The 22,698-nt window shown below is 57.4% G+C and carries 25 protein-coding genes; 13 read left to right on the top strand and 12 right to left on the bottom strand.

What is annotated here, in order from left to right; all coding sequences use genetic code 11:
• Nucleotides 1–9 precede the first annotated feature (9 nt).
• A complete protein-coding gene (gene gcvA / locus PbB2_RS09130; RefSeq protein WP_108985017.1) occupies nt 10–930 on the bottom strand; it encodes a transcriptional regulator GcvA in 921 nt (306 codons plus the stop codon).
• A gap of 150 nt (nt 931–1,080) precedes the next feature.
• Here gcvA and PbB2_RS09125 point away from each other — a divergent pair, with 150 nt between their 5' ends.
• Nucleotides 1,081–2,220 carry a pyridoxal phosphate-dependent aminotransferase gene (locus PbB2_RS09125; protein ID WP_108985016.1) on the top strand — a complete coding sequence of 380 codons (1,140 nt, stop codon included), beginning with the start codon at nt 1,081–1,083 and terminating at the stop codon, nt 2,218–2,220.
• Here the strand turns inward: PbB2_RS09125 and PbB2_RS09120 are convergent.
• The 5 genes from PbB2_RS09120 to PbB2_RS09100 all read right to left on the bottom strand — a co-directional run bounded on the left by PbB2_RS09120 (nt 2,195) and on the right by PbB2_RS09100 (nt 6,845).
• Entirely contained in the window at nt 2,195–2,548 is a 354-nt protein-coding gene (locus PbB2_RS09120) for a nuclear transport factor 2 family protein (protein WP_108985015.1), read from the bottom strand. The genes PbB2_RS09125 and PbB2_RS09120 overlap by 26 nt on opposite strands.
• A gap of 98 nt (nt 2,549–2,646) precedes the next feature.
• The gene (locus tag PbB2_RS09115) at nt 2,647–3,765 is read right to left on the bottom strand and encodes an acyltransferase family protein (RefSeq protein WP_108985014.1); all 1,119 of its coding nucleotides are present in this window, start codon (nt 3,763–3,765) and stop codon (nt 2,647–2,649) included.
• A complete protein-coding gene (locus tag PbB2_RS09110; protein ID WP_108985013.1) occupies nt 3,765–5,075 on the bottom strand; it encodes a dicarboxylate/amino acid:cation symporter in 1,311 nt (436 codons plus the stop codon). The genes PbB2_RS09115 and PbB2_RS09110 overlap by 1 nt, the downstream gene beginning before the upstream one ends.
• 85 nt (nt 5,076–5,160) lie before the next feature.
• Nucleotides 5,161–5,562, bottom strand: a complete 402-nt coding sequence (locus tag PbB2_RS09105) for a hypothetical protein (protein WP_108985012.1) — start codon at nt 5,560–5,562, stop codon at nt 5,161–5,163.
• 83 nt (nt 5,563–5,645) lie between these two features.
• Nucleotides 5,646–6,845: a pilus assembly protein TadG-related protein gene (locus PbB2_RS09100; protein ID WP_192576261.1), complete on the bottom strand. Its 1,200-nt coding sequence runs from the start codon at nt 6,843–6,845 to the stop codon at nt 5,646–5,648.
• A gap of 690 nt (nt 6,846–7,535) precedes the next feature.
• Between PbB2_RS09100 and PbB2_RS09095 the strand changes: the two genes are divergently transcribed.
• Nucleotides 7,536–8,024, top strand: a complete 489-nt coding sequence (locus PbB2_RS09095) for an HPP family protein (protein WP_192576260.1) — start codon at nt 7,536–7,538, stop codon at nt 8,022–8,024.
• Between the two features lie 43 nt (nt 8,025–8,067).
• The gene (locus PbB2_RS09090; RefSeq protein ID WP_108985009.1) at nt 8,068–9,099 is read left to right on the top strand and encodes a serine hydrolase domain-containing protein; all 1,032 of its coding nucleotides are present in this window, start codon (nt 8,068–8,070) and stop codon (nt 9,097–9,099) included.
• 24 nt (nt 9,100–9,123) lie between these two features.
• Here the strand turns inward: PbB2_RS09090 and PbB2_RS09085 are convergent, their stop codons facing one another.
• The 3 genes from PbB2_RS09085 to trmFO form a co-directional block, all read right to left on the bottom strand.
• The gene (locus tag PbB2_RS09085; protein WP_108985008.1) at nt 9,124–9,897 is read right to left on the bottom strand and encodes an enoyl-CoA hydratase; all 774 of its coding nucleotides are present in this window, start codon (nt 9,895–9,897) and stop codon (nt 9,124–9,126) included.
• An 82-nt stretch (nt 9,898–9,979) separates the two neighbouring features.
• Nucleotides 9,980–10,948, bottom strand: a complete 969-nt coding sequence (locus PbB2_RS09080) for an endonuclease/exonuclease/phosphatase family protein (protein WP_108985007.1) — start codon at nt 10,946–10,948, stop codon at nt 9,980–9,982.
• The gene (trmFO, locus tag PbB2_RS09075) at nt 10,945–12,327 is read right to left on the bottom strand and encodes a methylenetetrahydrofolate--tRNA-(uracil(54)-C(5))-methyltransferase (FADH(2)-oxidizing) TrmFO (RefSeq protein ID WP_108985006.1); all 1,383 of its coding nucleotides are present in this window, start codon (nt 12,325–12,327) and stop codon (nt 10,945–10,947) included. The genes PbB2_RS09080 and trmFO overlap by 4 nt, the downstream gene beginning before the upstream one ends.
• A 202-nt stretch (nt 12,328–12,529) precedes the next feature.
• On the opposite strand from trmFO, the gene PbB2_RS09070 reads away from it, so the two are divergent.
• Entirely contained in the window at nt 12,530–13,411 is an 882-nt protein-coding gene (locus tag PbB2_RS09070) for a hypothetical protein (RefSeq protein ID WP_108985005.1), read from the top strand.
• A 19-nt stretch (nt 13,412–13,430) separates the two neighbouring features.
• On the opposite strand, the gene xth is transcribed toward PbB2_RS09070, so the two are convergent.
• Nucleotides 13,431–14,213 carry an exodeoxyribonuclease III gene (xth, locus tag PbB2_RS09065; RefSeq protein WP_108985004.1) on the bottom strand — a complete coding sequence of 261 codons (783 nt, stop codon included), beginning with the start codon at nt 14,211–14,213 and terminating at the stop codon, nt 13,431–13,433.
• A 221-nt stretch (nt 14,214–14,434) separates the two neighbouring features.
• Between xth and PbB2_RS09060 the strand changes: the two genes are divergently transcribed.
• Nucleotides 14,435–14,728, top strand: coding sequence for a hypothetical protein (locus PbB2_RS09060; RefSeq protein ID WP_238164941.1), 294 nt, complete (start codon nt 14,435–14,437; stop codon nt 14,726–14,728).
• 51 nt (nt 14,729–14,779) lie between these two features.
• On the opposite strand, the gene PbB2_RS09055 is transcribed toward PbB2_RS09060, so the two are convergent.
• Nucleotides 14,780–15,460, bottom strand: a complete 681-nt coding sequence (locus tag PbB2_RS09055; RefSeq protein WP_108985002.1) for a nitroreductase — start codon at nt 15,458–15,460, stop codon at nt 14,780–14,782.
• A gap of 77 nt (nt 15,461–15,537) precedes the next feature.
• Nucleotides 15,538–15,867 carry an iron-sulfur cluster insertion protein ErpA gene (gene erpA, locus PbB2_RS09050; protein ID WP_305790460.1) on the bottom strand — a complete coding sequence of 110 codons (330 nt, stop codon included), beginning with the start codon at nt 15,865–15,867 and terminating at the stop codon, nt 15,538–15,540.
• A gap of 210 nt (nt 15,868–16,077) precedes the next feature.
• Between erpA and PbB2_RS09045 the strand changes: the two genes are divergently transcribed.
• From PbB2_RS09045 to tatC, 8 genes are all read left to right on the top strand, one after another.
• Nucleotides 16,078–17,259: a deoxyguanosinetriphosphate triphosphohydrolase gene (locus tag PbB2_RS09045; protein ID WP_108985001.1), complete on the top strand. Its 1,182-nt coding sequence runs from the start codon at nt 16,078–16,080 to the stop codon at nt 17,257–17,259.
• 67 nt (nt 17,260–17,326) lie between these two features.
• Nucleotides 17,327–18,190 (top strand): SPOR domain-containing protein, encoded by an 864-nt coding sequence (locus tag PbB2_RS09040; RefSeq protein ID WP_133245764.1) that lies wholly within the window; start codon nt 17,327–17,329, stop codon nt 18,188–18,190.
• 23 nt (nt 18,191–18,213) lie between these two features.
• Entirely contained in the window at nt 18,214–19,272 is a 1,059-nt protein-coding gene (locus tag PbB2_RS09035) for a glycoside hydrolase family 3 N-terminal domain-containing protein (RefSeq protein ID WP_108984999.1), read from the top strand.
• Nucleotides 19,273–20,073: a segregation and condensation protein A gene (locus tag PbB2_RS09030; RefSeq protein ID WP_108984998.1), complete on the top strand. Its 801-nt coding sequence runs from the start codon at nt 19,273–19,275 to the stop codon at nt 20,071–20,073.
• A gap of 146 nt (nt 20,074–20,219) precedes the next feature.
• The gene (scpB, locus tag PbB2_RS09025; RefSeq protein WP_108985167.1) at nt 20,220–20,840 is read left to right on the top strand and encodes an SMC-Scp complex subunit ScpB; all 621 of its coding nucleotides are present in this window, start codon (nt 20,220–20,222) and stop codon (nt 20,838–20,840) included.
• A 136-nt stretch (nt 20,841–20,976) separates the two neighbouring features.
• Complete coding sequence (gene tatA / locus PbB2_RS09020) at nt 20,977–21,207, top strand: twin-arginine translocase TatA/TatE family subunit (protein ID WP_108985166.1); 231 nt, start codon at nt 20,977–20,979, stop codon at nt 21,205–21,207.
• Between the two features lie 119 nt (nt 21,208–21,326).
• Nucleotides 21,327–21,848, top strand: coding sequence for a Sec-independent protein translocase protein TatB (gene tatB, locus PbB2_RS16420; RefSeq protein ID WP_108984997.1), 522 nt, complete (start codon nt 21,327–21,329; stop codon nt 21,846–21,848).
• A complete protein-coding gene (tatC, locus tag PbB2_RS09010) occupies nt 21,845–22,684 on the top strand; it encodes a twin-arginine translocase subunit TatC (RefSeq protein ID WP_238164940.1) in 840 nt (279 codons plus the stop codon). The genes tatB and tatC overlap by 4 nt, the downstream gene beginning before the upstream one ends.
• The last annotated feature ends 14 nt before the right edge of the window (nt 22,685–22,698 follow it).

Here is a 22,698-nt window from a genome sequence, read left to right as displayed (position 1 = left end):
GAGCAAAATCTAAATTACCCAATCATCGCCTGTGGCTTCTGATTTGATCCAATCAAGGAAGGCCTTCAGCGCCGGAGTCATGGTTCGCCCTTTGGGGCGCACCAGCCAATAGGCAAAGCCCACTTTGTCGCCCTCGCCCGCAAAGGGGGCGATCAGGCGCCCTGACTGCAGGTCTGCGGCCGCAATGGCCCGCTTGGCCAGGGCCACGCCCCGCCCCGAAGCCGCCGCATCAATCACCATGGCCGATTGGTTGAAGCGTAGACCCTGATTGCCATCGGCCCGCGCAATGCCGCGCGCGGCCAGCCACATCGACCAATCCGGGCAGGAGGGGTCATTGTCGGGGCTGACGTCATGCAAAAGCGTGTGGCCAGCCAAATCCTGCGGCGATCGCAAGGGCTTGGGCCCATCCAGCAGCGCAGGGCTACACACTGGCAACACTTCCTCGCTCATCAAAAGCTCAGACGTCACACCTTCATAGAACCCCGGCCCATAGCGCACCGCCAGATCCACATCGGCATAGGCAAAATCCACCAAATTCATGTCTGCCGCCACCCAGACTTGCACATCGGGATTGGCTGCCTGAAACCGGTCAATGCGGGGTACCAGCCATTTGGAAGCAAAAGAGGGGGCGGCTGAGACCGACACGCGTTCCCGCCGCAATGGCAGGCGCATTTGGCGCACGGCATCATCGATCCGTTCGAAGGCCTCGCGCAACAAGGGCATCGAGGCCCGTGCCGAGTCGGTCAGTTCCACTGCCCGACCAAGGCGGCGGAACAGGGGCTGGCCCACAAAATCTTCGAGGATCTTGACCTGCTGACTGATCGCGCCGGGCGTAACATCCAGATCTTCGGCCGCTTTGGTGAAGGACAGCCGCCGCGCAGCGGCTTCAAACGCCCGCAAGGCATTAAGGGGAGGATAGGCAGTGCTCATAAAGAAACGCTAATGACATGTAATTGAGATTGTATCGATAAGAATTTCTATCCTGTTTTGTCAGGGCGAACAAGCTGCGGATTTTTGGCGCATCTTAAATCCACGGCTGGGTCTCGACAGTCGGGGGCATGGAGGTCTATCCCAATTTGCATGACTGCCCAGATCGATCCGTTTCGTGCGATTGCCATCAGCCGCCAGGCCCATGCCATGAAGGCGGCCGGACACAAAGTGATCCATATGGAGTTTGGGCAACCCTCAACGGGGGCACCGTCTAAGGCGATCGAGGTGGCTCACGCCATTCTGGACACGGATGCCATGGGCTATTGGGAAAGCAGCCCACTCAAGCAGGCCTTGGCTGGGCGCTATCTCGACTTGCATGGCGTGCGGCTTGATCCAGAGCGGATCGTTTTGACCTGTGGGGCCTCACCGGCTTTGGTATTGGGACTAAACGCTGCTTTTGCGCCCGGTGATGTCATTGCTTTTGCCAGTCCGGGCTATGTTGCTTATCGCAACACGGTCAAGGCCCTGCATTTGACGCCGATGGAAATCCGCTGTGACGCCACGACGCGGTTCCAGATTTCGGCGGCGCAGATTGCTGCCCTTGATCCCGCCCCCCAAGGCCTGATCCTTGCCAGTCCAGCCAATCCGACCGGAACAATCATCCCGGCGGATGAATTAGCGGCGATCGCTTCAGTTTGTGCGCGCCGGGGCATCCGCATCGTGTCGGATGAGATTTATCATGGCTTGAGCTTTGTCGGGCCAACCCACTCTGCCTTGGAATTTGCCCCCAATGCCTTGGTTGTGAACTCGTTTTCGAAATATTTTTCGATGGCTGGCTGGCGTTTGGGCTGGCTGGTTGCCCCAGACGATTTGGTGGATGCGGCCAGGGCCCGCATGGGCAATCTCTTTCTAACCGCCCCGGCTTTGGCCCAGCACGCCGGATTGGCAGCCATGTCATGTTTGGACGAGTTGGAAGGCCATGTCGCCACCTACCGGGCCAATCGCGACCTCTTGCTGCAGGCCTTGCCAAACATGGGATTGACCCGCTTTGCCCCACCTGACGGCGCATTTTACATCTATGTCGACGTCAGCCACTTAACTGACAACAGCATGGCATTCGCCCAAACACTTTTAGCCGATACCGGTGTGGCCATCGCCCCCGGCGTGGATTTTGACCCGCATGACGGCCACACACATTTGCGCATGAGCTTTGCCGTCTCCACACCGGAGATTGTTGAGGCAATTGCCCGCCTCACACCCTGGTTCAGTAAAAGAAGCGCTCTTCGATAATTTTGCCCTCGCGGACGGTGTAAAGCGCCACCTCGTCTGATTGGGTCCGTACACCCGTTTCCTTATTGGTCAGATCCATATCAAAGCGCAGCGCAAACTGATCGCCATTCACATAGGGGCCATGGGTCACGACTGAATGAACTTCGTGCGCCCCATACCACCAGTCAGCTTTGGCTTTGAGGGCGGCCAGACCTTCAGCAACGGCACCGGGCCCAGGCATGTTTTCAATGCTGCGGATTGTCTCAGCCCAGAATTTCGCTCCGGCTTCATCCAGCAAGCCCGCCTTGCACATTGCCGTAAATGCGTCTGCAACATCCTGCGTGGTCATCTCACTTTACTCCTCACCAACCAAATTGAACAAGAACAAAATAAGAACACAAATATGTGAGACTTGCAAGCCTCAATTCATCACGCCCGGTTTCGGATTCAAGCGCGCGGGTTTTGCGGGTGGGTTAGGAAGCGTTGGCGCAAATAGTCACGACTTGGCCGCTCGATCCACAGATGAACCCCAGCGCTCACGCATAGGGTCAAGGCCAAGAGGACAGCAATCTCGCCCAATCCCATGGCATAGCCCTTGTCGAGGTCGAATATGATCGACATCACATTCCGCCAAACCATTAAGACTGGCATGTGAACCAGGTAAAGTGCGAAAGAGGCTTCCCCAGCCAATTGCAGCCAGCGGTGCGACATGAATGTCGGCACACCGGACTTCTGCAACAGGCCGAGCGTCAAGAGCATCGGTCCAGCCAATGCGATGATAACCGGGTCCGTCGCGCGCAATTGCATGGCAAGCACAAAAATCAAGCTCGCACCTAATGCACATAATCCGGCCTGAAGCTGGCCCAGTCTGACCACAGTGCCGAGAAAATAGAGGCCCATGCCATAAAGGAAGAGGGGTGTGATCAGCATGATCCCCAAGTTTTCTTGCGCCGTGCTCAGCGGTAGACCGAACCAGTTCTGATAGGCCGCCTCAAACGCCGCATAGAGGAGCACGGCCAGAATGATGATCAGCCATGGCCAGCGGCGCAGCGACAAGGCAATCCATCCAAAGATTGGAAAGATCACATAGGCAAACCATTCTGCTGAAAGTGACCAAGCCGGACCATTCCAATTGGCCATGTCGGCTTTGGGAAGCCAAGCTTGGACCAGAAATAATGTGGCGATGAAATTAGGGGCTGAAAAATTGTCAAAATTGATTGTCACACCAATAAGCTTGGCGCTGACCAACATAATCAGCAGTCCGGCCAAGATGGTTAGGTGGACGGGAAAAATACGGGCAACGCGCGCCAAAATGAAGTCGCGGTAGCGCGGAAGGCTGCCTTTGGCGAGATAAACGTGACTGAGGATGAAGCCCGACAAAATGAAGAAGACATCGACACCCAATCTGCCGCGATGAACGATCGGGACCGAGTCTTCCGGCAAGGTCCAATAAAGCTGGTAGTGGAAAAGCACCACACCCAAAGCCAGAAAGAAACGAACCGAGGTTAAGGCTGGAAGATGTATGGGAAAGCCCGTTTGCGGGTCCGATGAGAGCGAGTTTGCCATCACGGTCCTTGAACCCCCGCCGAGGGCTGGGTACGCGCGTGCGCCAGCAAGGCGGTTATGGTCGCATTGGCGATGACATTGATCGCGGTCGCAAAACGATCAGTAATTGGATTGATGGCAAAAATGATGGCCAGTCCTTCAAGCGGTAAACCTAAAACAAGATAAATCGGAGTGACAGCGATTAATCCACCGCCAGGTATACCTGGCACGGTCGCATTCAGCAGTACGCTATAGGCCGCTGCAATGGCAAGTTGGGTCGGCCCAAGGGGCATCGCAAACAAAAGTGACACAAAATAGACTTGCAATACCCATGTGTAGGCGGAAGACGGTTTGAAAGTTGACGCCGCAAACGGCAAAATAAACCCATAAATTGGTTCAGCTAAGCCCCAGCGATCGCGAGCCGTTTCTATCAGGCTTGGCAAGGCGGCAAGTGACGAACTCGTCCCCAGAGCGACAAGGACAGGATTGGCCAAACCGCTGATCACGCGGCCGCCCCCCAGTCGTGTCTGGGTGATGAGCGCCAATGATAAGCACAAACCCACAATAATGGCTGCTACCACATGGGTTGCGACATAATATCCCAAGGCGACGAAGGCAGAAGTGCCCCGCTGGGCACCAACCCCGATTGCCAAGGCAAAAATGCCCAATGGGGAAAGGAGCAGAACAGCTTGCACCACGATTAACATAATGGTGCTGATCGTGTGGCACGCCGAGATGACCATGTCACGCTGCGGAGCCGGTGCATATAATGCGGCAAATCCAAACGCTGCAGCAAAGATGATAAGCGACAGCATCGTGCCATCGGCTGCCGCTTTGATAGGATTGGCTGGGATCAGGTTCTTGAACCAGTTTGCCAGACTGGCATCCCCTTGGGGGAGGGCAGTCGGCTGGATCGAGGCATGGAGAGCCTCAACCATGTCCGGCTGCAGCTTCATCGCCGAGAATAAGGTTGGGGCGCTAAGGGCCGCAATTCCCGCCAGAACGCTTACCAGTCCGAAAAACGCGCCGACACTGGCCAGTCCCAGACCCCCGGCATCTCGGCCGCTACCCGCCCCAGCAATGGCGCCGATCAAAAGCGGAATAATCAGGGGAATGACAGTCATGCGGATCGCGTTGATCCACATTGCTCCGACCACATCGAGGCTTGTTTTGAACGGGCTCGTCCAAGGTGCCGCATCTGCAGACGGTAAAACGGCCCCCATGATGAAGCCAATTACCAGCGCGGCCAGACACGCATAGGGCAGCCAAAGCCCTGACGCATTTGGTTGCCGTGGCTGCTCCGTCAAAGTCCCCGCACGCTCTGCTGCCACTGCCCGACTACATCCCCAATCACAAAATAAAGGGTGATACTAGTCGGTAATGGCTGCGGCGTCCAGCAGGGCGGAGCCGACGCGATTATTGGCCGCCAATTGCCTCAGTAATCGCCGCCTTTGCAGCGCAGCTCACCAGACCACTGCGGGTTTTGGGGTCAAGGGATGTCGCCGTCTTGACCGCTGAATCGATGGATCCATCAATGGAGGTTTTCACAATCGCCGTCACCGCATCAATATGCTCTGGCTTGAGCTTAGGGCCCAGTTCGCTTTGCAAACAGCCGCAAAAAGTCTCAGACTGGCCGGCAAGCTGGCAGACCATTTTGGTGTCCAGCACGTCCCCAACCGACTTGGCTGCATCGCCCGCGACGTCGACAGCGGCGGTTTTGAGGTCCTTGAGGGCGGAGTCGGCAGACCCTTGGCTTTGACCGCATCCTGCAAGAAGCAGGGCGGCCACACCGAGGGCAAAGAGAGTGGATCGGGTCATGCTCCGTGTTATGAGCGAGGACGCCCTCACTGGAAAACCACAAGGCTGTGACTGGCCTGGCAGGTGGGGCACATGCGCCCCGCCTATTCGGTCAGGCGCAGGGACTCTTCGAGCGTCTTGGCCAATTGCCGAAAGGCATCGCGCACTTCATCAGGGTCGTCTGCATGGAAATAATAGCCGGCTGACGCACACGCCTGAAGAGCGGGGCTGATCTGGTCATACACCGGCTTGACCCAATAATCGAAGGCACCGTCGCCATCGAGACGGACATAACGCAATTGCACAACAGCCAAGCGATAGCCGCGGGCTTTGATGTCGTTGCACACGGTGGTGGAGATGGGGCCTGAGGCCACTTCACCCCAATTGAATTGCATGCCGTCGGTGACCAGGATGATGAACTTCTCAGGATCGCCTTGCGACCCGTCACCCGCACCACTGGTCAATGTGTTGTTGCCGCTCTGCATCGCCGGGGACAAACGTGATCCATTCCAGCCAGGATAGAGCTGGAAGTTTCCAACATAGGCGCGTGCAGCAGGAATGTCCGATGTGAAATTCAACATGCGCTCCCACTGATTGGCCATGCGGGCAACGCCATATCGCGCCCGTAAACCGCGTGGATAAGCGTCATCCAATTCATCAATCAGGATTTGCACGCTTTCCTTCATGATGTCGTGACGCAGCTTGATGTTATTGGCATGAGCGCGCTGCTCAGAGGTTGAATAAAGATTGCTCTCTTTGACTTGCGTCGGGATGTGACAGGCAAAAGCGCAGTGGGCGTGCTCGGGATCTTGGGCCGACAGGGTGCGCAAGGCATCCCGCCCAGCTTCATCGGCGGCTACCCCCATCGACGCGGAGCCATCGAGCCAAAGGTCAATATCAACATAGCGATAATCGGCTTTGCGCGCGCGCGCATTGCCCGAAACGGTGGTTGCACCACTGCCCACAAGGCCTGGAACAATGGCCGACTGATTGACTGTGTAGCTAACATAAGCCTCACGCACCCGACCTGTCTGGGTGCTCACGGTGAAACTTGTCACCGCGGCTTTTTCTCTCTCGGTGAGATTTGCGTAGAAGGTGGTCTGTGCGACTGTCTGCATGTCGGCATTGGCTGTCGTTGGCGCAATGGCGGCCAGTGCAGCATTGTCTGCGGCGCTCTGGAATTTTGCTTTTGTACCTGAAATCAGACCGATCTGAATGGCGCAGGCCGCGACAAAGACCACGGCCGTCACTGACAGGGCAAATGTGACAGCAATGGAACCGCGCTCATTCCGCGTTCGCAGCAAGCTGCGCCATGTTTTTGGCCAAGGAAGGCGGAAGTTGAACATTACATTTGAACCCGACTGTCCCGACAATCACAACAAGTGCCAGACTCCAGAATGACCCTATGGGCGCAACATGAAGAAATTCAGACCAGGCATAGTTAATTAAAATTCTCTTTTTTTCCTACAAACAATATACTGATAAGTAATAAATGTTGAAAAATGCTGCTTTCATCAAGAAATTTTGTTGGATTCGTTTTGGGATTAATCGAATAATTTACGAAATTACAGAAACTTGTTGTGAGCGCCAAAAAGTGAGTCAGAAATTGATTTCCGAACAGTAACAAACGTGGAAGAAGTGTTAAAAAAATTAACTTTTGGCATGCAAATAAGTGGAATTGGCTGATTTTGCTCCGTATAAAGTCGAGACACATGTTTTGCTTTGGTCGACTGGTGCACGCACACGCAGCAAAGTTTGACCGCGTGACCTTCCCTCTGGGTTTTTAGAAATGCTGACCATCGGTTTCAGTCCTGCCAATCCAAATGTGACTGCCGGCACGTGTAAGCTGTGCTAGAACCACATGGTTCTCCCTGCCTTGCATCTGTCGTTGACTTTTGAGTACCGCACCGACAGATGCAGCTTTTTTCATGCCTCCATCTGGCCGAGCGGGGTTACACCGAGCTGAGGCTCAACATAGGCAAATAGGGACATTCATGGCTTTATCCTCATTGATCCGAACTGGCCGTGCACGCCTGCCTGCGTGGAAACCTGCCTTGGGGGCTGGCATCGCCATTGGCTTCTTGGCCTTGATGCATGATTACGGGGTGCTTGCCTATTTGATCGCCCCACTTGGCGCATCGGCTACACTTGTTTGGATGCTGCCCAAAAGCCCGTTGGCGCGGGCACGCGCTGTGGTGGGCGGCAGTCTGGTTTCGGCGATCGTGGGTTTTCTCATTCTGGGCTTGGCCCATGTTTCCCCGCTTAGCCTTGGCCTTGCGGTGGGTTTGGCTATTCTGGCGATGGCGCTGCTTGATCTATTGCATGCCCCGGCAGGGGCTTTGCCTCTGGTGATTGCGACCCATCATCCTGAACCGCTGCCATTTCTGGCGACACTTGTGGTATCGACCGTTGCATTGGTATTGCTCGGAATAGCCTATCAATATCTCGCTCAGCCGAAATCAAGCGCCCCTCAGTCGCCGTGACGGCCTGACGACGGAAAACTCGATCAGGCGCGTTAAAGCCTGCATGACAACCATCGATTTTTCACGTCGCACCGCACTTGTTGGGCTCACTGCCCTGATCGCCAGCCCTGCACTGGCCCAAGGCCGTTATGAAGCCGCCCGCGCCTATTCGGTCGCCCGGCGCGGTATTTCCCTGCTGATCATGCAGGGTGGACGCGTGCTCTATGAAGATTACCAAGGGGCGGGCCAGCGTCTGCAGGGTTGGGAGCTTGCCAGTGGCACAAAAAGCTTCTGCGGCATCATGGCAGCTGCTTTGGTCCAAGACGGCTTGCTACGCCTTGATGAGACGTGTGCCGAAACACTGGGTGAGTTTCGTCAGGACCCCATGCGCTCGGCGATTACGCTTAGCGATCTCTTGCATCTTGTCAGTGGCATTGATGGCAAGGCAGGTCGCCAGTTTGGCGATGTGCCAACCTATGGGGAGGCGATCGGCATTCCAGCCAGCGCCCCGGCAGGTACGCGCTTTTCCTATGGGCCTGTGCCATTTCAGATTTTTGGTGAAATTGTTCGGCGCAAACTGATTGCAGCCCGCACAGGTGATCGTGACCCCTTGGCCTATTTGCAGCGGCGGATCCTGACCCCGCTTGGTATCCAGCCGCTGCGCTGGCAGCGTGGGGCAGACAACTTGCCGCACTTGCCATCGGGTGCAGCCATTAAGGCGCGTGACTGGGCGGCTTTTGGTCGTTTTGTGCTTGATGGTGGTGTCCACCAGGGCAAGGCCTTGGTCGATCCCCGCGCCTTGGCGGCTAATTTTGAACCCAGTCGCGTGAACCCGGGCTATGGTTTGACGTGGTGGATGCCGCGTCCTGGCATGATCGGTCCTGGGCCGCGATCAGGTGTCGCCGGGGAAGCCGTCTCACTCTCAGGTCTCGGCAAGCTGTCGATGGCTGCTGGGGCAGGTAACCAGCGCCTCTATCTCCTGCCGGATCAGGATATGGTCATTGTCCGGCAGGCCGACGGCATCCGCCAAGCCTTGCGGGGCGGGGCAGGGGATTGGTCGGATCAGATGTTCCTAAGCTTGGTCTTGGGGGCCTGAGGCGACAGCCCATCTAAGGGCAGATTACGCCTGATCGCGGCCACGCGCTTGCACCGCCGCGCGATTGGCAGCCACTTTGTCGGGCGTGACTTCCTTATTGCGTGCGCCCGAAAAAGCGGTTTCATGGGCAAGGCCCGCACCAAAATTCATGGCAAAACCATCATTGATCAGCCTTTTGTAGTCCTGTTGGGCCTTCGCAGGCATGCTGGCCATATCTGCAGCCAGCTTCAAGGCTGTGGGCAATAGTGCTTCTGGGCTGACCACCCGATTGACCAGACCCCAGCGCTCGGCGGTTTCTGCGTCGAGGAAATTGCCGGTCAGTGACAATTCTTTAGCCCGGTATATCCCGATTAAGCGCGATAATTTTTGCGATAAGCCCCAACCTGGCATGATCCCGACACGACCATGGGTATCGGCAAAACGGGCCAATGTTGAGGCGATCAACACATCGCACGCCAAAGCCACTTCAAAGCCCCCGGTAATCGCCACACCATTGATCGCCCCGATCACGGGTTTGGCGCTGGTCTCGATGGCGCGGACCGGGTTTGCCTCTGGCTTTTCGGCGGTCGCATCATCCATGGCAAGCGGATCGGTCGACAATTCCTTCAAGTCGAGCCCTGCTGTAAACGCTTTTCCGGCCCCGGTCAGGATGATGACGCGCACCGCCTCGTCTGCATTGAGTGTGGTGATGGCGTCATAGAGGGCCAGTCGCATAGCCTTGGACATGGCATTCATCGCCTCGGGCCGGTTGAGGGTGACAATGGCAATGTCATCGTGATGGTCAATGCGCAGGGTCATGGAACGTCTCCTCCAGAACAGGTCAATAAGCTCAGCGGTGCGCACTGTTTCAGCCCACCTGCTAAAAGGCAATGGCACAAGCTCAACCGCTTTGGCCCAAAGTCACGATCAAGGGGAAATGGTCTGAGCCAATGTCGGGCCCAACCGAACAAGCGGCTACCTCCACATGACGCACCAAGAGATGATCAATCGTCACCTTCAGACCGGGTATGTCATCCATCACAGTTCGCGCCCATCTGATGGGTCGCCACGTGCCGGCCACCGCACCCCCGCACGCCACACGTTTGAGCCCAGTTTCTTGCAGCATATGATAAAGTGGCAATGCGCTGGGTGTGGTGTTGAAATCGCCCATCACCACGACCGGGCCTTCGATCTGAGCCACAGCTTGGGTAAGGGCTTGCAATTCCAGATCGCGCTGACGCAAGCCTTCGCCGCGACCGCGTGTGGGGTTTTGCAAATGCAGCACGATCAAGACGAAACCGGGACATGCTGCTTTAAGACCGAAATGACGTCCTGGCCGAATGCTCAATTCTGGCGCTGGGATGATGCGGCATCCCAATGTTTCAACCCCCCAGGTTGCGCTGCGGGGTTGTGCAGGACCCACAGGCGTCACCGACGGGAAGAGGGCCGCCAAGTCGCTTTCACCGGGCACTTCCCCCAACCCAATGACGCCCGCCGCGCGCACCTCTGGCAGACTGGCGAGCGCGCGCAAAGCTGCCCGATTATCGTGCACATTCGCCCACACCAAACGTTGGGACGCAGCCGGGCTCACAGCCTCATGTCGGGTTGCCACCAGCTCGGTCGGGACCCGAAGATTGAGGAAAAGGAGGGCAAGGACGGCCATGCCCTGCAGCACCGCCAGAACCTTCCAGCGCGCTATCCACAGGGCCAAGAGGCCTAGAAATCCAATAACCAGAACCAGCCGGTCCCAAGCGCCAACCAGCGCCAAAAGCCAGTGCATGGGGGCTGCCAATGCCAGCACGCTCAGCCCAAATGTGGCCAGCCCCGCAAGGCCAAGCAGCGCCCGCCCGATCGCAATCAGAAATCTCAAGCCGTGTGTCCAGTTTGGCTGGTTTCGAGCCAGCCCGCTAAGTCAGCCATCGCCCGATGCGCCATAGCCTGCTTGCGCAAGCGCCCACGCTCTTTACCTTTGCCGCCGACTTCTTCTTGCATGTCCGGAAAGAGGCCAAAATTGATGTTCATTGGCTGGAAACTGCCTTTGCCACCAACGATATGGCCACCAGTGACGTGGTTGAGCAGCGCGCCTAATGCGGTGGTCATTGGGGGAATGGCGGGCAGCTGACCCAGTTTCTCAGCCCGGGCAAACCGGCCTGCCAACAGGCCAATGGCCGCACTTTCCACATAGCCCTCGCAGCCAGTGATCTGTCCGGCAAAGCGGATATCGGGGCGCGCTTTCAGGCGCAGGCTTGCATCCAGAAGCTTGGGTGAGTTCAAGAATGTGTTGCGGTGAATGCCGCCCAGCCGGGCAAATTGGGCCTGCTCAAGGCCGGGGATCATGCGGATAACCTCGGTTTGAGCACCATGTTTCAGCTTGGTCTGAAAGCCCACCATATTGAACAGGGTGCCCAGTGCGTTGTCTTGGCGCAATTGGACAACGGCCCAAGGTCGCCTGCCCGTGCGGGGATCAACAAGCCCCACCGGCTTCATCGGACCAAATCGCAACGTATCGCGGCCACGCTCTGCCATGACTTCAATGGGTAAGCAGCCTTCAAAATAAGGCGTGCTTTCCCACTCTTTGAAACTGGTCTTTTCGCCTGCGAGCAAGGCGTCGATAAAGGCCTCGTATTCCTCTTTGTTGAGCGGGCAATTGATATAGTCCGCGCCATCGCCTTCAGGGCCAACCTTGTCCCAACGGCTTTGGAACCAGGCGATGTCAAAATCGATGCTGTCGCGGTGCACGATGGGGGCGATGGCATCAAAAAATGCCAATTCATCCTCGCCCGTTACACCTTGCACCGCCCGCGCCAAGGCTTCGGAGGTGAGGGGGCCTGTGGCAATGATTGTGCTGCCCCAGCTCTCGGGCGGCAAGCCAGTGACTTCCTCGCGTACCAAAGTGATCAATGGCTCGCCAGCCAGCGCCTGCGTTACAGCGTGGGAAAAGCCGTCCCGGTCAACGGCCAGAGCCGAGCCTGCAGGCACTTTGTGGGCATCCGCACACGCCATGATGAGCGAACCGGCCTGGCGCATTTCGGCGTGGATCAGCCCGACGGCATTATTCAACCAATCGTCCGACCGAAAGGAATTGGAGCATACAAGCTCTGCCAGACCATCAGTCTGGTGGGCATCAGTTCGCCGAACGGGGCGCATTTCGTGCAGCACAACAGGCACGCCAGCTCGGCTGATCTGCCAAGCCGCTTCGCTGCCCGCCAAGCCGCCGCCAATCACATGAACAGGAGTCATTTGGGTCATGGCGCGCTCATTAGCGCAAGCCCCGCCTTGCGGGGAGGGGGGCAGTCCAAGTTGCCACAGTAAAGTGGGTTAGCAGCCCCTGGCACCGATCAAGCTTGTTTGATTAACCCCCTTGCGAACCGAACCAGTATAGAGGATGGGGGAAAGGACCTTTGTCGGGTCGAACAGAATAAGACATCCCCCGGTAGACGTAGGAAGACACATGACACAGATCTTTTCGCCCTCGGAAGCTGCGCTTTCTGTTCTGACCCTGGCCAAGCGCCAACCCCAATTCGTGATGCGATTTGCGATGCTCTATGCGGGGATGACCGCCATCTATCTCGCCGTGATGACAGCAACCGGTGTTGGCGAGGCCATGACGCGCTTTGCCGCCGTGAGCCAACCGGGCATGAGTCCATCGCCAGCACAGATTGAGGAAATCCTCATGCCCGTCATGCCCGGCTTTGGGTTGGTGGCGCTGTTGAGCCTTGTCCTGTCAACATTTTTGACCACGATGGCGCTGCGCAAAGTGGTTGATGATGTAGAGGTGGGGTTCTGGGGTCTGCAACTGGGTAATCTGGAGGGGCGTTATCTCGTTGCATCAATTGGCTACGGTCTTATTCTGTTTGCAACTGCCATTGTGGTTTCGATTGTGTCGACCATTCTCATCAGCATTCACCCAGCCTTGACCATTCTGGGCTTTCTGACGGGTGCGGTCTTGATTGGATGGGTGGCGCTGCGCCTTTCCCAATTCGGCGTACTTGCGGCAGTCACCGGGACAATGGGGCTCAAGCAATCCTTCAACCAAACCCAGGGTCGGACGTGGCATTATCTGGGTGCCTATGTTCTGTGGGCAGTGATTGCGATTATTGTCGGTATGATTGGGCAAGGATTGGCAACTGTGGGGGCCTCGGCTTTGGGTGCCCGGATCGGGTCTGGTATTCCCCAATCGATGGCCGATTTCCTGACGGCAGGATGGCTTTTCTACATCCTCGTCTATGGCATGGTGACCGGTTTCCTGACCTTGGGCTTCACCTGTATTGGTGCCTATGCGTGGCACCAGAGCCAGGGCACGATTGCCCCACCCAAAAGCGCGGACTTTTGATACGTTTGGGCCAGTCGCCTCAAAAGTCGAAATCAGCACTGACAGGTACATGGTCGGAGGCTTTTTCGCGGCCTCTGACTGCGCGCCAGATCCGCACCTCGGCCAATTTGTCGGCCGCTTGTGGGCTGAGCGCGAGGTGATCGATCCGGATACCATGATCCTTGGGCCAGGCACCCGCCTGATAATCCCAGAATGTGTAGGCATGCTCGCCACCATTCACAGCCATAAAGGCATCGGTCAGGCCGAGATTGAGAAGCCGCTGCCAAGCCGCGCGGCTCTCTGGTTGAAATAATGCATCATCCATCCAAGCTGTGGGACTATAACAGTCACCTGGTCTTGGGATGATGTTCCAATCCCCGGCCAGCACCAGCGGTTCTTCCAAGCTCAAGAGCTGTGTCACATGACGCTGCAACCGCTCCATCCATCCAAGCTTATAAGTGAATTTCTCGGTCCCGATTGGATTGCCATTGGGACAATAAAGACACGCGACACGCACAGCTCGGCCAGGAAGAGCCACCTCGACTTCAAGATAACGTGCCTGCACATCCTCGCGATCTCCGGGCAAACCGACTTGTGCCACTTCTGCAGGCAGTCGCGACAAAATTGCGACACCATTGTAGCTCTTCTGACCATAAATGAAGCTATTGTAACCTGCATCTTCGATGGCTTGACGGGGAAACTTGTGTTCTTCGCACTTGATTTCTTGAAGACAAACAACGTCTGGGCTGGCTTCTGCAAGCCACTCCAACAGGTTTGGCAAGCGCGCGTTCACAGAGTTGACATTGAAAGTCGCAATCCGCATTAGTTTGCCCCTGTCCTGCCTGACATTTTTGGCCTGACGATGTTGGTTAAATGAAATTGGCTCGGTTTTGTAGTCCTGCACGAGGTTACGTTATGTCTCAAGTCGCTCCTCTGTCTTCACTTGGCACGGCTGTTAAAGGCCATGTATCGGCTCGAGCCAGCCGGTGGATGGGTGCCGGCAGCCTTGGCCTTGCCGCCTGTGTAATGTGGGCTGGTCTTGCCATGGCGCAACCTTCTGGCCAAGCCACGCCGACACAAGCCGCACCGCCAGAAGCCGCTGCTCCGGCTCAATCGACCCCGGCCTCGCCTGCTGCCACCAGCCCGCAGGCTGCTGCCAAGCCAAAGCGACTGGGCGACCGGGTGATTTGTAAGGAAGAGACCATTCTTGGAACCCGGCTCAAGACCTTGAAAACCTGCCGCACCGCCAATGAATGGCGTCGCATCCAACGCGGTTTCCAAGCCGAAATGAAGACCTTTACCGATCGAGGTGCGGCAGCCTCGATCAACGGAAACTAAAGCCGCACCCATGTGCACCGGCCAAGCAAAGGCTTGGCCGGGCTACGCGGCTTAAGCCGCCTCAAAACCCTTAAAAATGGCGATTTCGTCCAGAGGTGCCCGCTCGGTCTGCAATTGATTGATGGGCGCGCTTTTGTCCTCATAGCCGAGCGCCAGGCCACAATAGATCACCTCATGATCAGGCAGCTCGAAGTGCCGGGCCAAGCTCTGGCGCACCATAGCCCACGCCTCTTGCATGCACGTCGCCAAACCGCGCGCTTCGGCGACCAGGCAAATGGTCTGCATCAGCATGCCGACATGCGCCCATTGGCCATGACCCATCGACCGGTCGATGACAAAGAATATGCCGACTGGGGCACCGAAGAATTGGTAATTGCGTGACATTTGGCCCAAGCGCCCCAGCTTGTCTTCGCGTGGTATGCCAAGGATCTGATACATATCTTCGCCGACTTTGTAGCGGCGAGACCGATGGGGCTCTTTCACCTCGGCAGGATAGATCGGAAACTCACCAGCCTCACCGCGGGGGTTTTCGTTCAGCGCTTTTTGCGCCAATGCCACCACCGCGTCGCGCTCGGCACCACTCACCACAATCATTTTCCACGGCTGCAAATTGCCCCCTGATGGCGCAGCGCGCGCGATATCGAGGATGGCACGAACCTCATCTAGAGCAACTGGATCTGGCTTGAAGGCGCGCACGGACTTGCGCTGCTTGACCGCGGTTTCAACATTCATTGTGTGTATCCTGAGCATATGATTTGCCCCTAACTAGGCATAAAGCCTTGGCTTGGGCAAGCCAGAAACACGCCGGTTCAGACCGAAAAACTTATCCCACATCCGCAGGAGGATTTGGCATTCGGATTGCGGATTTTGAACGATGAGCCAATCAAATCTTCGACCCAGTCAATCTCTGCCCCCGCTAGAAAAGGCAGCGAGACCTGGTCAACGGCTACTTTCGCGGGGCCCTTCTGGATGATGATGTCATCTTCCTCAGCGGCTTGGGCAAAACCGAACTCATATTGAAAGCCAGAACAGCCTCCACCATTGACCGCGACGCGGAATAATGTCGCGCCAGGTTCGGTGGCGATCAACTCACCGATCCGGGTGGCAGCAGCATCTGACACTGAAAATCCTGTTTCCATCATCTCATGTCCATTCGTCGCTGGCTTTTGGCCTTGGCCCAATCGAAATTGCGGTCCCAAAGGGGGCCGCACCCCGTTACGGACTTCTGTTTTGCCAGAAGACCAAGATGACAGAACCGACCCGCAATCGCAGGATAAGATCGCGATTGTTTTCATTTCCGTCAACTTTCTCCCTATATGGGGAAGAAACATGTTTTAAGGAAGACCTGAATGTCTCTGTCTACCCAGCCGGCAGCTTTTGCGGCCGATCCGGCAAAAAGCCGAGGTCGGCGATGGCCGGAAGCTGAAAGCCGGACCCGATCTGCGTTTGAGCGTGACCGTGACCGCATCATCCACTCCACCGCTTTTCGTCGCCTGAAAGGCAAGACACAGGTGTTTGTGGCCCATGAGGGTGATCATTTTCGAACCCGACTGACCCATTCTCTCGAAGTGGCTCAGATTGCACGTTCTGTTTCGCGGCGTCTGGGGTTGAATGAAGATTTGGCCGAGACCTGTGCATTGGCCCATGATTTGGGCCATCCACCCTTTGGCCATACGGGAGAGCAGGTGCTGGACCAGTGCATGAAGCCGTGGGGTGGATTTGATCACAATGCGCAGACATTGCGGGTTCTAACCCGGCTGGAGCGCCGTTATCCCCATTTTGATGGCCTAAACTTGACGTGGGAGACGCTGGAAGGGACGGTCAAGCACAATGGGCCAATGCTGCGGGCAGGCGACCGGTTGGAAGACCTCGCCCCGGTCTGGCGAGACTTGAATGCTGAGTTTGACATGGGCCTCACAAGCTTTGCCTCTGCCGAAGCCCAGATTGCCGCGGTTGCCGATGACATCGCTTACAATAATCATGACATTGACGATGCGCTCAGCGGGGGCATCTTCACGGACGCTGAGCTCTGCGATGGCGTGCCGATGGTACGCGATGTGTTTGATGCTGTGCGGCATGATTTTCCTGATCTCGACCGTGACCGGCGGCGCGGGGAAGTGATCCGGCGCTTGATTGGCATTTGGGTCAATGATTTGGTCAGCGAGAGCCAGCGCCGCATCTCATTATACAAGCCCGGATCGGTTGATGAGGTTCGCCAGTTGCCTCAAGCTCTGGTTGGCTTCTCAGATGAGATGCTGGCCAAGGCGGCTGAATTGCGACAGTTTTTGTTCGCTAAAATGTATCGCCACTGGCGAATGAATCGATCGCGCAGCCAAGCGCGGCGAATCGTTCGCGAATTATTCGACGTTTTTTTGGCCGAGCCGGACACTTTGCCGCCAGATTGGCAGGATCTCCACAACAAAGACTCAAGCAAGGCCGCGCGTCTGGTTTGTGACTATATCGCTGGAATGACAGATGATTTTGCTATTGACGAGCACCGCCGACTCTTCAATCTAGACCGGACTTTGTAATCAGGGGCTAGCGCCGACTTAATTGAGGGTTACAAGGACGACTCGTTTAAGTCTGGAGAAGATGGGCATGGCCAACCGGGATCGGGACTCCTTTGATGATTACGATACCGACGATCAGGATGATGGTTTCCTGACGTTTGATGCGCGTGAGGAAGATGAGGACCGCGGTCGCGGTCCGCTGATCATTGTGGGTATTGTTCTGGTCTTGGCGCTGATCGCGGTTGTCGGCTGGCAAGTCTATAACGGCAGCCGAGAGACTGGCGAGACGCCTCAAGTCGCTGCCGACACAGGCTCGTTTAAAGCAGCGGCTGATCCTGCTGCTGCGGGGTCATCCCCGGGTGGAGATGTTGACAAGGGCGTGTTTGATGCGGCCAGCGGCGCGGCTGCACCGGCTTTGGATGTGCAACCAGCCACAACCGCTGAGACTCCGATGTTGACCGACGGCAGTGCAGCCCCCGCTGCTGTGGCCCCGGTTCCTGCTGCCCCCGCGCCTGCACCTGCGCCCGCGCAAACCACCCCACCGCCCCGTCAGGTCACTCAGGCCCCGAAGGTTGAGACCAAGCCGGTCGTCAAACCTGCCGCACCTGAAACCAAGCCCGCTGCCGTGGCCAAGGCACCCGCTCCAACCAAAGCTGCCGCGCCTGCGCCGGCCAAAGCGGCAACACCGCCTCCTGCCAAGGTTGCTCCTGCTGCCAGCGGCTTTGCCGCCCAATTGGGTTCGTTCAAGGATAAGGCTTCTGCCGATTCCGCACTGGCCGGTTTCCGCGCATCAGGCCTCACCGGGCCAGTTGCCGTCGTGCCTGCCGATCTTGGCGCAAAGGGGACGTGGTATCGCATCCGGGTCACGGGCTTTAGTACCCGCAGCGAGGTGGATGCTTTCTGCGTCAAGGCCCGCAGCGCGGGGGCTCAATGCATCCCTGCTGCGCGCTAGGCTAAAGGGCGGGGCGGTCTGACATGCCCGTCGCGGGCATCATAGATGTCGCAGGGCCGGTTCTGTCGGTTCAAGAGCGTCGGCTGTTTGCCGCCCGCGACCCTTGGGGCTTCATCCTGTTTGGCCGCTCGTGCGAGACGCCGGGGCAAATCCGCGCTTTGTGTGAGGATTTGCGCGACGCTGTTGGACGACACTGCCTGATATTCATTGATCAAGAAGGCGGCAGGGTTCAGCGTTTGGCCCCGCCGGTCTGGCCGCGCCTGCCTGCATTGTCCTTTTATGGCCAGTTGTGGACCCAAGATCGTGAACGCGCCATCGAGGCCATCAGGTGTCACCATCAGATTATGGGCCAAATGCTCGGAGATGTTGGCGTCAATGCCAATTGCGCCCCTTGCCTTGATTTGCGTTTGCCAAGTGCCAGTCAAGCCATTGGGGATCGCGCATTATCCGAAGATGGCGAATGTGCAGGCCGTCTCGGCCAAGCCGCGGTCGCAGGCTTGCGGGAAGCCGGTGTCGCTGCGGTGGTCAAGCACATGCCGGGCCAGGGACGCGCTGTTCTCGACAGCCATGAAGCCTTACCCCATATTCAGGCGAGCCGTGCCGAACTAGCCATTGATCTGGCCCCTTTTAGAGCCAATCTGGCTGCCCCGATGGGTATGATTGGCCATGTGGTTCTTGATGCCTTAGATGCCGACGCGCCTGCCAGCCAGTCTGCCAAAGTCGTGCAGAACTGGATCCGCCAAGAATTGGGTTATCAAGGCCTGTTGATGACTGATGACCTTACCATGAAGGCACTTGATGCCCCCGATGCAGTGAAGGCTGAGCGGGTGTTCGCGGCGGGCATCGACATTGCCATGCGCTGCCATGGTACACTTGAGGAGCGCGACGCCTTTTTAGCCCAATGCCCACCTCTGGACGGGGACAGTTTGGCCCGCGCTCAAGCTGCCGAGGCATTCGCGGCACCGCCGTCGACCCCACTCGAGCCGACTGAACTTTGGGCTAGGTTTACGGCGCTGACCGGGTGGGAGCGTGGCATCAGTATGTCGGTCTCACCAGATCCAACCCGAAAGGCATGGGCATAAATGGCCAGTGATGATGTGTTGGAGGCAGCCCTACGGGGGGCGGGTGAAAATGAGACTTCCTTCAGCGTCGACCTAGATGGTTTTGAAGGACCTCTGCACGTTCTGTTGCGGCTGGCGCGCGATCAGAAAGTAGATTTGCGCCGTCTGTCCATCCTGAAACTGGCGGAACAATATCTCGAATTTGTGGCCGCCGCGCGCTCGGCTCGGATTGATCTTGCGGCTGACTATCTGGTGATGGCCTCTTGGTTGGCGTTCTTGAAATCCCGCTTGCTGTTGCCGCGCAAAGAGCGCCCTGCCGGCGAAGAACCGGTTGAAGATATCGCCGCCCATTTGGCCTGGCGGCTGGCCAGACTGGACGCGATGCGGGCGGCGGCCGATGAGCTTTACCAGCGTCCGCAACAAGACCTCGATTTTTTTACCCGTGGCGCGCCTGAAGAAACCGCTGTGACGGAAATACCGCTGTGGGAAGCCACCATGTTGGATTTGCTGCGCGCGTATGCCGATCAGCGCGTGCGGGGTGTAGAGCCCAAGCATGAGGTTAAGGCTTGGCCGGTCTATTCCCTCGATGAGGCCCGCAAGCGGTTGGAGCGCCTGATGGGGCAAGCCAGGGATTGGGAACCCTTGGGGCGTTTTGCACCTCCACCCACGTCTTTTGCCAAAGAACCCCCCAGTGCTGCTTCTCGCTATGCCAGCCTATTGTCGGCCAGTCTGGAATTGTCCAAGCAGGGCAAGCTTGAAGTCCGTCAGCTTGAACATTATGCCCCGCTCTATGTGAAGGCCAATTCGGAGACCATGGTGTGACAGAAGCAGATCGCCCGTTAGAGGATGATCGCACCTCGCCCGAGGCGATTGCGGCAGCAGTGCGCACATTGGCCCGTGCCAAGCCTGAGCTTGACTTGGTGGACCGCGCCGATCTGTCAGTTGATCCAGCCCCCGATACCGACCGCATGGTTGAAGCCTTGCTGTTTGCCAGCGCAGAGCCTGTGCGGGCTTCCGCGATCGCGGCGCGATTGCCGGAGGGAGCCGATGTAGGGGGGGCATTGGCGCGCCTAAAGCGGCGCTATGTTGGTCGCGGTGTGGTCCTGGTCGAAGTGGCCGGCGGCTGGCGTTTCCAAACGGCACCTGATTTGGCTTTCTTGATGGAAGAGCGCCGGGAAGAACCACGCAAACTGTCCAAAGCAGCCCTCGAAACCTTGGCCATCATCGCCTATCACCAGCCATGCACCCGCTCTGAGATTGAGGAAATTCGCGGTGTCGGTGTCGGCAGAGGAACCCTGGACTTGTTGATGGAGATTGGCTGGGTGCGGGCAGGGGCAAGACGGCAGTCTCCTGGCAAGCCACTGACGTATCGGACCACGCGCGACTTTCTGGCCCATTTCAACCTTGCAAGTCTTGAAGACTTGCCGGGCAAGGCCGACCTGCAGGCCCAAGGGCTGTTGGATTCCCGCCTGCCGCCCGATTTTGAAGTGCCGCGCCCCATTTCTGCCCCAGATGGCGATGATACTGGTGATTATGATGGGCTTGAGGGCGAGGATATTGCCTTCACGCAGGATTTCTTTGAGCCTTAACCCCGACCCTGTGTGTAGAGTGTCTGTTCACTTTCGGTCGAGCGCGTGCAGCGGATGACTGGCAAGCTGCTTGCGGGTACGGTATGGGCAAGGGCGAGCGCCGGGATCGGCACCGGTTTTCAAGACGGAGACAATGATGGGCAGTATGAGTCTGGTGCACTGGTTGGTGGTGGCGGCTTTGGCGCTGCTGTTGTTTGGCGGACGCGGCAAGTTGTCCTCGATCATGAAGGATGCCGCCGAAGGCATTAAGGGCTTCCGCAAGGGTTTGGCTGATGATCCAGCACCCAGCAGCACCGATGCCGCCAAAGTGAATGATGCCACCACAATTGACGTCAGCCCGACCACCAAGTCCAAAACTGACGCCTAAACCCTGCGCCGGCCTTGCGTGCTTCAGGCTGTGTCGGGCAATCGCTGAGACCGCATATCCCGATGGATCGATTGTCAGCCAAAGATCTGAACGCGCTCTAGGGTCAGGAGTTTTCTGCCATGTTTGATTCCATCGGCTTCCAGGAACTGGTCGTCATCGGCATTATCGCCTTGATGGTGGTTGGTCCGAAGGAGCTGCCGCAATTGATGCGCAAGGCAGGCCAATGGACGGCGCGTTTGCGTGGCATGGCGGCGGATTTTCGGGCCAATTTCGACGAGATGGCCCGGCAGGCTGAACTGGATGAATTGCGCAAAGAAGTCGAAGCCTTGCGCAATAACAACCCGATCCGTGAAATACGTGAAGAGCTGACCCGTCCGTTTGAGACTGGGATTGATCCCTATGCACCGATTACGCCCTATGGACATGAACACAGTGCGGCCACCTCACTCGCGGCCCCGGTTGAGCCTGTCATTGAGCCCGTGATTGAGCCGCCTGTCGTCACGCCAGAAGCCTCCTCCAAGCCTGCCCGCCGCAAGCCTAAAGCTGCGGTCGCGGTTGAGGCAGCAGAGCCCCCACCCGAAAAGCCTAAACGTGTGCGTTCACCGCGCGCACCGAAGCAAGCTGGAGCCGATGTGGCGTGAGCGATCTAGTCCCCCAGTCGGAAATCCCCAACCCGCCGTTATCGGCAGACGAGGCCGCCATTGAAGCGACCCGCGCGCCCTTGATGGACCATTTGTTGGAGTTGCGCGATCGATTGATTTGGAGTGTCGCCTCCATCGCTGCTGGTTTTGCCATCTGTTTTGCGGTCTGGCATTATCTGCTGGCGTGGTTGCTGATGCCCTATGAGAATGCCGTTATCGCGGTGAAGGGGGCTGACGCGCTGAAATCGGGCATGGGACTGATCTATACCGCACCACTTGAAGCCTTCATCACCCAGATCAGGGTCGCGCTATTTGGTGGCATTTGTCTGGCGTTTCCCATGATTTCCTTCCAGCTCTACCGCTTTGTGGCACCGGGGCTTTATAGTCATGAAAAGCGGGCGTTCGTGCCGTTTCTGGTGATGGCCCCCGTGCTGTTTACCCTTGGCGCGGCCATGGCCTATTTTGTGGTCATGCCGATGGTGATGCAGTTTTCTCTGCGTCAGGAATTGGCCCCTGCGACAGGCGGGGTCGGGGTGGTCTATCAGGGCAAGATTTCTGAATATGTCGGCATGATTACCACCTTGATCTTGGGTTTTGGGGCCTGTTTCCAATTGCCGGTGGTTCAGGTGCTTTTGGGACGGGCAGGCCTAGTTGACGGCAAGACGTGGCTGGACAATGGCCGCTATGCCATTTTCGGCATCTTCGTGGTTGCCGCCGTGGTGACCCCGCCGGATATCATCAGTCAATTCTCGCTCGCTGTGCCATTGGTGTTGCTCTATTATATCGGGGCCTTCATCGTGCGTTTGGGTGAACCAAAAGACGCTTCGGCGGATTAGGGCGCGATCCCGCG

This window comes from Candidatus Phycosocius bacilliformis (genome assembly GCF_003112735.1).
In the GTDB taxonomy this organism is placed as follows: Bacteria; Pseudomonadota; Alphaproteobacteria; order Caulobacterales; family Aquidulcibacteraceae; genus Aquidulcibacter; species Aquidulcibacter bacilliformis.
Note: the sequence above shows the minus strand (reverse complement) of the source record. Positions and strands in the feature narration are given on the sequence as shown.